Here is a 13,173-nt window from a genome sequence, read left to right on the forward strand (position 1 = left end):
CGTCGCGCGAAGGTCTGTGGACAGCACGGAGTTATAACAGCAGGGGGTGGGTTGGGCAACCACAGGCTCAAGGCGTCTGGCCGCCCCGCCCGCCGCACCCGACGCGGGGCGTTGCGCAGGTGACGAATGCCGCGTCGCCACGTACATTGACGCGCGCGATGACGAAACCTTCACCTCCCCGATGATCTTCCGTCGACGGCCCTGGCACCTATGTTCGACTCCTCGCCACAAAAGTCACGCCCGACGCTGCGCTTTGTGCTCGCCCTGGCCGCGCTCCTCGCGTTGAGCCTGGGGTGGCTCAGCCCGATCAACGCCCAGCAGCCCGACATCCCCTTTGTCGGCCCACCGCAACCCTCCGAGGAGAGCGGCAACGGTGGCAATGCCGCCGATGGGAGCGGCTCCGAAGACACGGCGGAGGCTCCCAGCCTTGATGTGCACTCGGTGGAGCCGGGCCTGAAGCAGGCACAGTCGCTCCTGAAGCAAAACTACGCCGACTTTCTCGTCCGCGAGCCCCTGCAATTTGACTTAAGCCTGGCCGACCATCTGTTGGCGGACGCCTACGCGCTCTGGGACGGGCTGCGCGATCTGCGCGAGAACATCGCCGAAGTGAACCCCTGGGTGCTCGTCGACTGGGCGGTGCCGATCCTCATCCTGCTGATCTTCGCGGTCATCTTCATCCTGCTCGACCGCCAGGCCCAGCGCGTGGCCCGACGCAGCCAGATCCTGGTGCACATCGACCTCTCCCCCTGGCTGACCAGTGTGCTGCGCAGCCTGGTGTTGTTGCTGGGGCGAGCGGCGGCCATCGCGCTGCTGGTGGCGTTGAGCTACTTCCCGATTCAGGCGGCCTTCTCCAGCGTGGCGTGGACCCGGGTGCTCTCTGGAGCGCTGTGGTGGCTGCTGGCCTACCGCGCCGCGCACGCCATGATTGTGACCACGCTGCGCTTAAGCCCGGTCGACCCCGGCGCGACCTCCCACTACCTGCGCCTGGAGCGTTTTGCGCTGATCACGCTGCGCATCTCCCTGGGCTTTTTGCTCCTGCTCACCGCGCTCTATCATTTTGAGTATCGCCCGGACGCCATCGGCTTTGTCGCGTTTGCGTTTCGGCTGACGCTGGCGCTGGCGCCAATCTACCTCTTCTTCGCACGCGACGCGGTGCTCGCGCTCCTGCCGGCTCCCCAGCGCTCTCCCCTCTACGCGATGGTGCGCCGCGCCATCTCGGCGAACTACTACGGGATGCTCGCCGTCACCATCGCGCTCCTGCTCTTTAACGCCGCCGGCTTTGTGCACGCGGCGACGTTCATCCTGGCGCGCGGCTATGCGCTCATCGTGCTGCTGACCCTCTCCTTCTCGGCGGCCGAGCGCCTGCGTGCCTACGTGGCCCATAAGAGCGAGGAGGCCCGCGAAGAGGCCGAGGGCGAAGAAGACGCCCTGGCCTCCCCCCTGCTCCGCGCCATCGAACAATGGACGCTGGCCCTGGGGGGCCTGCTGGTGATCACCCTCGCGCTGCGCCTGCTCGCCCTCTACGAGCCGGTGGTCGCGCTGCTTAAAGTGCCCTTCCTCTCGGTAGGCAACGTCGCGATCTCGATCTACAGCCTGCTCACGATCGTGCTGATCGTGGTGGCTACGGTCCTCTCCATCCGCCTCTTCAAGGCGCTGCTCAACGCCAAAGTCTACCCGGCCCTCAACGTCGATGTGGGGGTAGCCTACGCGGTCAACACGCTGATCAACTACGCGCTGATCGTGATCGCGTTTGTGCTCTGCATGGTGGCGCTGGGGGTACAGCCCTCGGCGGTGATGGTCGTGCTGGCCAGCCTGGGGGTGGGCATCGGCTTTGGCCTGCAAAACCTCACCGAGAACCTCATCAGCGGCTTTATCCTGCTCTTTGGCCGCGCGGTGAAAAAGGGCGACTTCATCTCGGTCAACGACGTCTACGGCCGGGTCGAAGCGGTGGGTGCACGCAGCGTGGTGGTGCGCACCCCGGACAACTACGACATGCTCATTCCGAGCAAAGACATCGTCAGCGGGCGCATCATCAACTGGACCTTCCACGACTCGATTGTGCGCGTGCACATCCCGATCGGCGTCTCCTACAACTCCGATCCCCGTCAGGTTGAAGAGCTCCTGCTGGAGGCGGCGAGCCGCGACAGCAACATCCTCCCTCACCCCGCCCCGGACGTGTGGCTTGTGGGCTTTGGCGACAACAGCATCGACTTTGAGTTGCTTGTGCACTTTGACTGCCGCAGCACCACCGAGCGCAAACTGCGGGGCAAGTTCAACTTCATCCTGTGGGAGGTGCTGCACGAGGCGGGCATCGAGATTCCCTTCCCCCAGCGCGACGTGCACCTGCGAAGCGTGGACTTTTTGCCCGAGGTCAACCGTCAGCTGGGCTTTGGCCCCAGACGCACAGAGCGCTCCGAGCGCGCGTCTGGCGAGGCGGCCAGCGCCGAGCCGCCTCACCCCTCGGAGTCCGAGGACTGAGCTCCCCCCCTGAAAATGTCTCGCTATCAAATGACGAATAGGGCGCGGCCTCACCCCTGGCCGGCGACCTCGTCGACGCGCGCGCGCAGCTCCACCACATGTCGGCGAAGCCGCTCTTTGACGTCCGGCCCGCGCCCCTCCAGCAGCCAGGCCACCGAGCTCCCCACCAGCACCCCGTCGGCCGCCTGCACCACCGCCTGCGCCTCCGCGCCGGTGGTCACCCCCATCGACGCAAAGATCGGCCGGCGCGTATACTCACCAAAGGTGCGCAGCCGCTCCTCAAAGGCCTGCCCGGTCAGCGTGAGCTCCCCACCGCTGTGCCCCGTCCAGATGATCGGCGCCTGAGCGCGCCGGGCGATCTCCCGAAAACGCTCCAGCGAGGTGGTGGCCGAGACCGCCCGCACCAGCGGCAGGCCGGCCGACTCGCTGAGCGCGTCGACCTCGGCGGCCTCCTCCATCGGAAGATCATAGATCCACAACGCGTCGACCCCGGCGCTCTGAAGCCCCTCAAGGATTGGCCCTGTCGGAGCCACCATCAGACGATTGAGGTACGTCGAGACGACCAGCGCCACCGAGGGGTAGGAGCGCCGAAACTCCGCGGCGATCTCTTCGATCTGAGCCCAGTCCAGGTGCTCGTTGACCGCACGCGCCATCGCCCGCTGCAACACCGCGCCGTGGTAGGCAGGCTCGGAGAAGGGCACAATGAGCTCGACCACATCGACGCCGGCTTCGGCCAGAATCCCCATGTAGTCGAGGGTGGCGTCCAGATGCGGATCTCCCGCCACCAGCGCCACCATCAAGAGAGGTCGGCGCGCCGAGGCGCGCTCCTCCAGCGTGTTGAGCCGATCGTTCATGATGAGGCTCCTTCGCCACGCGCGCGCGCCAGACGCCCCAGGTCCCGCGAACCATCGCCACTCAGCCCCACCACCACATGCGCATCCTCCGGGAGCGTCGGCGCCAGACGCAGCGCATACGCCAGCCCGTAGCCGCTCTCCAGACACGCCAGAATGCCCTCGGAGCGGGCCAGCGTGCGCACCGCCGCGTAGGCCTCCGCGTCCGCCAGCTCCACGTACTGGACCTGACCTGTGCGCATCCAGCGCGCGTGCTGCGGGCCGACCACCGGCATCGCCATCCCGGCCGCATCCGTCAGGGGCGTGACCACCTGGCCCAGCTCGTCCTGCAACACAAAGGAGCGCGTGCCCATATGCACCCCCACTCGCCCCCGCACCAGGCTGGCCGCGCCTTTGGTCGGGCTGGCGTCACCGCCGGACTGCACCCCCACAAGCTGCACGCCGGGCACCGAGCCCTCCTGCACAAACGCGCCAAAAAGCCCGCAGGCAAACCCGCCGCTGCCCACCGGCGCGACCACGTAGTCGGCGCTCACCCCGCGCTCACGCAGCTGCCGGGCGCACTCATTGCCAATGATCTCCGCGCCGAACGCCACCATGCGCGGGTAAGGGTCCGGGCTGGCCAGCGAGCTCGTCACATAAAAGGCCCGCTCCGGCCCGCAGGCCACATAGCGCAACGCCTCGGCCATCGCCCCGCGTCGTCCGCGGGCCGGGCCTTCGACCGGCTCCAGCGCAAGCCCCATCTCTTCCATACGCCGCACCGCGGCGGGCTCGGCGGCCATATCATCGCGGGTCATAAAGACGCGGACCTTCAGCCCCAGCGCAAGCCCCACCTGCCCCAGCGCCACCCCGAAGTCGCCGGTGGCCGTCTCTCCCACGAGCTCCGTGCGGCCCAGTCGCACTGCGACCAGCGCCTGGGTCAGGGCCACGACCCCGCAGAACGAGCCTCCGCTAAGCAGGTCTTCACGCTTGAGCCAGATCTGCGCGCCGCCAAGCGCTTCTGAGAGCCCTCCCAGATGACTCAGCGGCGTGGGCCGCCCCAGACGCTGCTCCGCCCAGCCGTGCACCCGCGCCGCAAAGCTCGGATCGCCCAGGGCCTCCTCAAACACCTCGGCCACCTCGGCCAGCGGCGACCAGAGCGCCTCGGCTACAAACCGCCCCCCGAACTCTCCAAACGCGCCGCAGGCCGGGCTGCCCATCAGCTCTGACCGCTGCGGTGCTTCCCGGCGTCGACGTAACGCTTGACCTGGTCGAGGAAGCTCTCCACGCCGCGCACGATCTCCCGCGCCACAATCGGCCGAAACATCTTCGCGCCCAGCTTCGGGATCGGAAGATCGCTGGCCAGCGTCTCCTCGTAACTCACCTCGGTTCGGCCCGCCCCCACCTCACGAAGACGCGCGCTGCCGCGAGTCTTCATCGTGCCCCCCTCCAGGCTCTCCCAGCGCACCACGTTGCCCTCACGCGCATAGCGCACCGTGTAATCCCCCTGAAAGGTGATGCCTTTGGCACCCATCGGCTTGAGCAACCAGCGGTAGGTGCGATCGTCGACCGCCTCAAAACGCTCCAGATTCTCCATGCTCTCTTTGAGCTGAGCTGGCGAGGCAAAGACCTCGGCCACCTCATCGAGAGGAGCGTTGATGATCACTGTCTTCGTTGCCGAACCTTCAATCCATGCCATACATCACCTTCTGTGGGGGTGGAGCATCCATACATCGTCATTGCATCGTCCAGACCGGCGCCTGCTCAATGGCAGCCGCGATCCTCAGGTCCGCACGTAAAGCGGATATGCACGTGATTGAGGTGCCCGCGCGAGTGCCGAATGATCCCAGCGCGCACATTGGCCCCGCGGGGGTATTGCAGGATCGGCTCCAGATCTTCGGGGGTGTAGCCGATCGAGATCGCGTAATCGTAGAGCGCCCGCTGGAGCTGATAGTCGATGAACATGAACTCCACCTGACCGCTGTCGATCAGCGTCTTGTAGAGATGCCAGTTTTTGACCGCGTCAAAGGTCTCCACGCTCATGTCGCGAAAATCCGGGAGCTCCACGTTGCCGCGGTGGTAGTAGGTCAGATCCACATCTCGCCCGCTCTGGTGGGAGCGGTGCGGACGCAGCCGCCCGCCGTTGCGCACGCTCAGGCTTCCCACCACCAGGTCCGGCGCATCGGGCCAGCGCGCCTGCACATCGGCGCCGGCGGCCTGCAACAGGCGCACTACCCGCTGGGTGCCGTAGGCGCGCGCCACGTTGCGCACGCGCATCCCCGGAGTCGTCTGCATCGCCACGCCATTGTAGAGCCGCCCGCCGTTGGCCGCGCCATAGCTCACCGACTTGCCGTCGGCCCCGGGGATATGCAGCCGCACCTGCGCACCAAGTTGCAGGCGACGCGGGTTCAGGCGGCGATTCCAGCGCTGCACCTGACGGATCGTCACCCCGTAACGACGCGCGATCCCCTCAAAGGTGTCGCCGCGTCGAATGATATGAATCACCGGCAGGGGATCGGAGGAGCCCTGCACCTCCTGGCTGCTCTTGACCACCAGAGTGGTCTCCGGGGGCACGTGCACGCTCTCCAGGTCATTCCAGGTCAGCAGCTCATCAATGCCCACCTGATACTGCATCGCCACCGTGCCCAGGGTCTCGCCATCGGCGAGCTGGTGGTAGCGGACCTCTTCCTCCGCGGAGTTGTCAGCGGCAAAAGCCGTGGCGCTGCTCAGGGCCATCAAAAGCCCGGTCATACATCCTGACAAAAGGAGATTCTTGCGTCGTCGCACCATCGTCTCTGGCTCCTGGAAATCTGAGAAACGTCGCTCACCGGGGAGCTGCGCAAAAAGCAAAACACCCTCCCGATTATGCCAGCTCCACCTCAAAGTCAAGCCGGCGCGCCGGGGGCCCCTGCGCGCTCACGCGGCCCCAAACATCGCCCCATCCCCTTATTTTTCGGACACTTACCTCACCCAAACATGCTCACCGCAGAACGCGCTTCAAGCCTCATCGACGCGCTCGACAAAAACGCGGAAGCCCGCCTCAATGCGCTCACGGAGCCAGCGCTCCACGGCCTCATCCAGCCCTTCTTCGTGCGCAAAGTAGCGGTCGTGCACCTGCTCCGGCGCCGGGTCCACAAAGACATGATGGCGCTTTCGCACCACCTCGCTGCGCGCCTGCTCGATGCGCCGCACACGCAGGTGCGCCCGCTCCACCACAAGGCGTACCCGGGCTCCGCCGGCCTCGCGAAGCTCGCGCTCCTCGACCGCCCCGCGCGCCCGGCCCTCCACCCAGCGTCGCTCGTGAGCCCGCGGATCGGTGGTGACAAAATCCTCAATCTGCCGCACCAGCTCCCGCTCCGGCACCACCTCCCGGGCCTCTCCCCTCGCCGCATCATCCTCAAACGCCACGCTGTCCTGACCGACCTCCTCGCCAGCTCGCTCCGCAGCGAGCTTCGAGAGCCGCATCGCCGCCGCCCGGGCCACCGCGCGGTGGTTCACCTCCACATCGTGGTTGAAAATGATCGGATAGCTGACCTCCCCGGCCTCCACCACCAGCGCTTCGATCAGGCGCGCGCATGTCGAGCTCCCCGCCCGAAAATCACCGCCCTCGCCAGCAGCCGCAAAGCGCTGCCGAGTCTCACTCCACGACCAGACCACGCCGCGATCCGCGCCATCTTCTGCGCTCAAACGCTCGCGCCACTCCCCGAGCAACGCCCCAAAGCTCTCGCCCCAGGGCCAGTCGCGCAGCCGCCGCGCAAAGCGCTCATCGCTCGCCACGATCGTCTCGAGCTCCCGCGCAAGCCGCGCCGCGCTCGGATACTCCGCACACAACGCCTCAATGCGCGCGCCGAGCGCGGCGTTCTTGGCGTCGAGCCGCCCCAGCCAGCGTTCGAGATCCTCATAAAAACGCCGCGGCACCTCCTCCCGCGGCGTGTTTTCCATCGTCTTCACGTCGACCAACAGACTCATCCCTCGGGCAGGTAGCGGCGGCGCAAGTGATCTTTGAAGTATCGCGCGTTCAAGGTCTCACCCGTCGCCTCCGTCAACAGCGCGTCGGTCGAGAGCAACGAGCCCTTCGCGTGAATCTTCTCGCCCATCCAGCCCATCAGCCCGCCAAACTCCCCGCGCTCAAGCTGCGCCTCGACATCGCCCAGCTCACGGTCGGCCGCCGCAAAGAGCTGCGCCGCCGTCATCGCCCCCAGGGTGTAGGTCGGGAAGTAGCCGATGGTGCCGTCCATCCAGTGGATATCCTGCATGCAGCCGTCACGATCGTCTTCGGGCTCGATGCCCAGAAGCTCCTTCATGCCCTCGCGCCAGGCGCCGGGCAGGTCGGCCACCTGCAAGTCGCCCGAGAGCATCGCCTTCTCCAGGCGGTAGCGCAGAATCACGTGCGCCGGGTAGGTCACCTCATCGGCGTCCACGCGAATCAGGCTGCGCTGCACCCGCGTCATCACGCGGTAGAGGTTATCGACCTCCCAGGCCTCGCCAGTCCCCGCAAACGCATCTTTATAAATCGGCGCCACATAGGTCGCGAACGCCCGGCTGCGGCAGGCCTGCATCTCCACCAGCAAGGACTGGCTCTCGTGCACGCTCATCCCCCGCGCCGCGCCCACCGGCTGGTAGCGCCAATCGGCCGGAAGACCGCGCTCGTAGAGCGCGTGCCCGGTCTCGTGCAGCACGCCCATCATCCCCTTAATGAAACCCTTGGGATCGTAATAGGTCGTCAGACGCACATCATCGGGCACCCCACCGCAGAAGGGGTGATGGCTCGTATCGAGTCGCCCGTGCTCAAAATCAAAGCCCAGGGTCGCCATCAGCTCGCGCGCGACCTTCTCCTGACGCGCCACCGAAAAATCGCCGGTGGGCATCACCGCCTCGGGCTGCGCGGCCTGGTGGGCGAGCACCGCTTCGAGAAACTCGGGCAAGAAACCCGCCAGATCATCAAAGATGGCATCGATCTTCGCCGAAGACCCGCCCGGCTCATACTGGTCGAGGAGCGCGTCATAAGGCGTCACACCCAGCGCCTCCGCCTTAATACGCGCCGTCTCCCGGACAAGCTCCACCGTCTCGGCCAGGTGCGGGGCGAGGCGAGCGAAGTCGTTGTCGGCGCGCGCGGAGCGCCAGACCATCTCGGTCTGCGCGCCCTTGCGGCTCAGCCGGCTCACAAGATCGGAGGGCACCGCCGTGGCGTGCGTGTACTGCCGACGCATCTCCTCGACGTTGGCCTTCTGCCAGGCATCCAGCGACTCGCCATCGACCTGCTCAAAGAGCCCGGCGAGTTTGGGGTCGGTCTGCAGCTCGTGATGAATCACCCTCAAGGTCGCGATCTGCTCGCTGCGCGCCTCCGCCCCCCCGGCCGGCATCATCGTCGCCATATCCCAGTAGAGCACCCCCACCGCGTCGCCCAACCGACCGATCTTCCCAAAATGCTCTTCCAACTCTGCGTAAGCGCTCATCTTTTTGTCCTGATGTTGCGGGTTGCCCGGGGGGTCACATCCAGCAGCGAGCGCGTAGCTCACCGCCGACGGAGGCCATCTCGCGCAGAACCTACCCACGTCCGGCCCACCCTTTCAAGTTTCAAGTCGCAATCGCGCTCATTTCGTAAAGCCCACCTGCCGCCCGCTCGCGGGTCTGACGGGCGCACGACCGCCCTTTAGAAAACCTTTTAGACGCGACCACTTACCCCATACTCGCCAACGTCTCGCCATTCGCCCCTCCCTCGCTTCTTAAGCAAAGGCGAAATCCCACCTTGACCACAACACCCTCCCCCCGCAGGGTGAATGCACAGCTATTTCAAGTCCCCGCGCCTCATCTTCTTCAGGAGAGCTATGCGTGCGTTCTATCGTTTATCCACACTTCTATACACCGTGTGTTGTGTCGCCCTCATCGCCTGCTCCGAAGCGTCCTCCGTGGACGCTGAGGATGCTGGCGATCAAGATGTCGACTTTGGCCCTCCAAAATGCACAGATATGGAGCAGATGGAGTTTCAAACGGACTACAATCTCCAATGGATCACGTTGACATCAAGCGGCAAAAGCCCCTTTTGCATCCGTGAAGATGGCTTTGGAGGGACAGCCCCGCATTGTGGTTCATCTGAACCCATTGAAGAGTATTACTACCACTGCGACGCCCCGGTTACATCTACGTCTGAAGGCACTCAACTGAATCGCCAAACACCCTGTACCTGGTGGCCGCTTCTCGGCGAAGACGACGAAGGAAATTGCTTTCATGACTTCGTGTGCGTTCCGCGCAACCGCCTGCATGAGATTGGTTGGCCGGCAGGTTCTGACTTCGATTATTATGATGAATGCCCTGATGAGACGAACGATCCGGGTCCAGGCCCGCAGCCGCCGAGTGAGGGCTAATCCAACACATGTATCACAACACAATGCACCGCGACGCCCGACGTTTTATTTAAAAGAGTCCTAATTTACAGGCCCCATAACCTCAGGCGGTATCGATGCAGACATCAGCACGGCTTATAAAGACGATCATGCTTGCGTCGACGCTGGCCTGTTCGCAGGCCACATCAAACGACGGCAATGCAAATTACGATGTGTTTAGTTTCGAAGAACCCACCCCCCCCGAACTCCCTCACTGCACAGACAGCGCCTACTTCCTCCACTCCGAAGCCTATTATGAGTGGATGGATCATAATTTCAATGGTTACCGCGGCCCCTACTGCATTCGCACCGAAGACGGGTTCGGCGGAAGCTGGGACTATTGCGACGAACATTTTGGAGACACCGGCCCCATCCCCGAGTACTACTCTTACTGCAGAAATCCGGCCATATGGCTCGACATCAACAACCCTACCGAGACCATGGTCCGCGAGACGCCCTGCCTCTGGTGGCCTATCAAATATGAGAAGGACACCGGTCAGTGTCTTTATGACATCGTGTGCGTTCCCGAAGACCGTCTCACGGAGATTGGCTGGCCAGCCGGTCTCGGGTTTGAGTATTACGAAACCATCGCCCCCGAAGGTTCGCACTGCCCCCAACGCGCGGATCAGATCATCGACTAACTCTGCTGGCATCGCTCCATTTTTATATGTTTGAAAGAACGCCCCACCGCACCTCCCAGGTGCCGTGGGGCGTTTTTGCATCCGGCCGAATCTCTCAGTCGTCAAACCTTGCTCCCCTACCTACTTCTCGAACGCCGCGCCCTCCCCCAACTTCCGCCAGCCCCAACCTCCCACCTTGCCTCCGCGCCGCGAATCTGCGATCGCTGCGGGCGTTCTCTCACATGCTTCCCCCACCCTGACTTGCGAGGATTGCGATGCAAAAGCTGCGACTGGGACTGGAATGGTTCCTCAACCCCGACCACCTTCCCTTCCTCATTGGCCAGCGCAAAGGCTGGTTCAAGGATGCCGGTATTGAACTCGAGTTGATTGAGCCCGCCGAGCACCTTGACGCCGTCGACGCGATCGCGCGCGGTGAGATGGAGGTGGCGATCACCGAGCCCCTGCACCTGGTGGAAGATAAGGCCAAAGGCGATGCGGTGGTGGGCTTTGCGCGCTTTCTGCACACCAACGGCGGCGTGATGTTCTTGAGAAACGCGGGCATCGAGCGCCCCCGCGACATGGTCGGCAAACGCATCCAGTACCCGGGCGCGCCGGGCCCGGGCGGGCCGGCGATCGTGGGCACGATGGTGCGCGCCGACGGCGGCAGCTGCACAGCCGATGATTTTGAGCGCGTGAACAACAGCTTTTACCACACCGACGCCCTACTCGAAGATAAGGCCGATGTGGCCACGCTGGCGTTTTTTAACTTTGAGGTTGTGGAGGCTCGCCATCGCGGCGTCGACGCGGACTTCTTCGCGCTCAAAGACTGGGGCGTGCCGGATTTTTGTCAGCTCATTCTGATCACCAGCCCGGCGCTGCTCGACGAAAAACGCGAGGTCTTCGATACGCTGCTCAAGGTGATGGGGCGCGGCATCGACTTCATTCACCAGTATCCGAAAGAGGCGCGCGCCATCTACAATGAGGCCACCGAGAACTCGCTGGATACCGAGCTCGGCCAGGCCATCTTTGACGCCACGGTGCCCTGCTTCACCTTCGATTTTTCGATGAGTGAGGATTACTACGGCCAGCTGGAAGCCTGGATGGCCGAGAACGCGCTGATCAAGAGCCGCCCGGGCAAGGCCAACTACTGGACCAACGCGCTGGTGCTGCGCTGAGCCAGGCGCCCTTTTGTACGAAGGTCGACCGGAGCCCCCACGTCACGCGCTGGCGTGGGGGTCGCGGTAGACGCGTTTGATCGCCCGCTCGTAGGTGTTGCCCCCCGAAGGCTCCGCCTTGAGCGCCCGCGCGATGGCCTCGTCAATAGAGACGAGTTCCTCGACGCCGATCAGCTCCCAGAAGCGGGCATCACGGGCCAGAAGATCGGTCTTTAAGCCTTCGACCAACTCGCGGGCCAGGTGCAGGTTGGTGCCCGTCACAAGGCGCAACCAGTAGGTCGAGAGATGCGGGGTGAGCAGGGGCACGTTGACCATCACCGGGTCGTTACCCACGGCCTCGGCCGCGCGGCGCACACACTCCTGAAAAGTCACCACCTCGGGTCCGGGGATATCAAAGCTGGCGCTGCCTTCGTGCTCAAGCGTCAGCGCGGCGGCCAGCGCGCGCACCACGTCGTCAATGGCCACCGGTTCTGTGCGGTTCCGCAACCAGCGCGGGCAGAGCATCATCGGGAGGCGCACCGAGATGTCGCGCAGGAGCTGCCAGCTGGCGCTTCCCGCGCCGATGATCATCGACGCCCGGAGCTCGATGGTGCAGACCTCCCCGCTCCTCAAGATCGCGCCCGTCACCAACCGGCTTCGCAGATGTCTCGAAGGCTCTCGCCGCGGCTTGACCCCGCCCAGGTAGACGATGCGCTTGACGCCGGCGCGTGTCGCGGCCTCCAGGAAGTTCATAGCCGCGGAGGTCTCGCGCGCCTCATAGTCCTCGGCGTCGCTCATGCGATGGACCAGATAATACGCCGCGTCGCAGCCTTCCATCGCGCGTCGCACCGACGCGCCATCCTCCACATCGAGCCCCACCCAGGTCTTCTCGGGCTGCTCGCGTCGCGCCCGCTCGGGGCTTCGGGTGGCGCAGACCACATCAAAGCCCGCGTCGACAAGCGCGGGGTAGAGCGCGCTTCCGACAAAGCCGGTTGCGCCGGTCAATAAGACTCGCTGAATCGTGCTTTTGTCGCCCATCTCACATCCTCGCGCCGGTGCCGCGTTACTCTCATTGGTGTGGGGCAAGGATGCGCACCGCGCTTAAGGTTGCAAGGCCAGCTCCCCGGATGCCGGCGCCTCAATCGGCAGCGCGGATTGGCGGGTTCGCACCCGAGGTCGGGTGCGCCGCCGGGGCCACGACTCACCATCGTCACGCAGGCGCCACTCCTGGTAACGCGCCGCCTCCTCACCCGGCGCGAACACCTGCACCGCCACAAGGCGCTCCGCGCCGTTGGTAAAGCTCAGCTCGGCCCCGGCCGGCACGTACACGGCCATATCGGGCCCGATGATGTAGCTCTGGCCGGCGATCATCGCCACGGCGCTGCCCTCAAGCACATAGAGGTAGGTCTCGGCCTCGGCGGTGCGCGGCGAGGTCTGGGCGTTGGGAGCGAGCGTCCATCGCCCCATGTAGGCTTGCTCGCCGCGCAGCAGGTTGGCCACACGCATCTGACCATCATCACCGACCCGCTGCTGCACCCGGTGGGCGTTGACCACCACCGGCTGCGCGCTCTCGGTCTGTGCCACCACCGCCGTCGTAAGACTTCCGACACCGGCGGCGATGATCAGGGCCACCACCAACTTTGCTCCGCGCATCCTCACTCCCATCCATCGAAGTTATCCCTGGCGAGCGGCCCCATCTCAGACCGCTCGC

The 13,173-nt window shown here is 64.8% G+C and carries 12 protein-coding genes; 4 read left to right on the forward strand and 8 right to left on the reverse strand.

The annotated features are described in order from the left end of the window. Positions 1–210: 210 nt before the first annotated feature. Positions 211–2,478 (forward strand): mechanosensitive ion channel family protein, encoded by a 2,268-nt coding sequence (locus FRC96_RS12775; protein ID WP_146974873.1) that lies wholly within the window; start codon positions 211–213, stop codon positions 2,476–2,478. A 50-nt stretch (positions 2,479–2,528) separates the two neighbouring features. Here FRC96_RS12775 and trpA read toward each other — a convergent pair whose 3' ends face one another. The 6 genes from trpA to FRC96_RS12805 all read right to left on the reverse strand — a co-directional run bounded on the left by trpA (position 2,529) and on the right by FRC96_RS12805 (position 8,761). Continuing rightward, a complete protein-coding gene (gene trpA / locus FRC96_RS12780) occupies positions 2,529–3,332 on the reverse strand; it encodes a tryptophan synthase subunit alpha (protein ID WP_146974874.1) in 804 nt (267 codons plus the stop codon). Beyond that, the gene (locus tag FRC96_RS12785) at positions 3,329–4,525 is read right to left on the reverse strand and encodes a pyridoxal-phosphate dependent enzyme (protein WP_146974875.1); all 1,197 of its coding nucleotides are present in this window, start codon (positions 4,523–4,525) and stop codon (positions 3,329–3,331) included. The genes trpA and FRC96_RS12785 overlap by 4 nt, the downstream gene beginning before the upstream one ends. Further along, the gene (locus tag FRC96_RS12790; protein WP_146974876.1) at positions 4,525–5,004 is read right to left on the reverse strand and encodes an SRPBCC family protein; all 480 of its coding nucleotides are present in this window, start codon (positions 5,002–5,004) and stop codon (positions 4,525–4,527) included. Before FRC96_RS12790 ends, FRC96_RS12785 begins: the two co-directional genes overlap by 1 nt. Positions 5,005–5,069: 65 nt before the next feature. Continuing rightward, on the reverse strand, positions 5,070–6,095 hold the full coding sequence (locus FRC96_RS12795) for a penicillin-insensitive murein endopeptidase (RefSeq protein ID WP_146974877.1): 1,026 nt from the start codon (positions 6,093–6,095) through the stop codon (positions 5,070–5,072). Positions 6,096–6,302: 207 nt separating this feature from the next. Beyond that, positions 6,303–7,265, reverse strand: coding sequence for a hypothetical protein (locus tag FRC96_RS12800; protein ID WP_146974878.1), 963 nt, complete (start codon positions 7,263–7,265; stop codon positions 6,303–6,305). A 5-nt stretch (positions 7,266–7,270) separates the two neighbouring features. After that, positions 7,271–8,761 carry a carboxypeptidase M32 gene (locus tag FRC96_RS12805; protein ID WP_146974879.1) on the reverse strand — a complete coding sequence of 497 codons (1,491 nt, stop codon included), beginning with the start codon at positions 8,759–8,761 and terminating at the stop codon, positions 7,271–7,273. Positions 8,762–9,133: 372 nt separating this feature from the next. Between FRC96_RS12805 and FRC96_RS12810 the strand changes: the two genes are divergently transcribed. From FRC96_RS12810 to FRC96_RS12820, 3 genes are all read left to right on the forward strand, one after another. Further along, positions 9,134–9,670 carry a hypothetical protein gene (locus FRC96_RS12810; RefSeq protein ID WP_146974880.1) on the forward strand — a complete coding sequence of 179 codons (537 nt, stop codon included), beginning with the start codon at positions 9,134–9,136 and terminating at the stop codon, positions 9,668–9,670. A 95-nt stretch (positions 9,671–9,765) separates the two neighbouring features. Further along, positions 9,766–10,329 carry a hypothetical protein gene (locus FRC96_RS12815; protein ID WP_146974881.1) on the forward strand — a complete coding sequence of 188 codons (564 nt, stop codon included), beginning with the start codon at positions 9,766–9,768 and terminating at the stop codon, positions 10,327–10,329. Between the two features lie 254 nt (positions 10,330–10,583). Beyond that, the gene (locus FRC96_RS12820) at positions 10,584–11,483 is read left to right on the forward strand and encodes an ABC transporter substrate-binding protein (RefSeq protein ID WP_146974882.1); all 900 of its coding nucleotides are present in this window, start codon (positions 10,584–10,586) and stop codon (positions 11,481–11,483) included. A 42-nt stretch (positions 11,484–11,525) separates the two neighbouring features. Here FRC96_RS12820 and FRC96_RS12825 read toward each other — a convergent pair whose 3' ends face one another. Both FRC96_RS12825 and FRC96_RS12830 read right to left on the reverse strand, forming a co-directional pair. Further along, entirely contained in the window at positions 11,526–12,500 is a 975-nt protein-coding gene (locus FRC96_RS12825; protein ID WP_146974883.1) for an NAD(P)H-binding protein, read from the reverse strand. Positions 12,501–12,563: 63 nt separating this feature from the next. Then, entirely contained in the window at positions 12,564–13,115 is a 552-nt protein-coding gene (locus FRC96_RS12830; RefSeq protein WP_230470207.1) for a cupin domain-containing protein, read from the reverse strand. Positions 13,116–13,173 lie beyond the last annotated feature (58 nt).

The organism is Lujinxingia vulgaris, from assembly GCF_007997005.1.
In the GTDB taxonomy this organism is placed as follows: Bacteria; Myxococcota_A; Bradymonadia; order Bradymonadales; family Bradymonadaceae; genus Lujinxingia.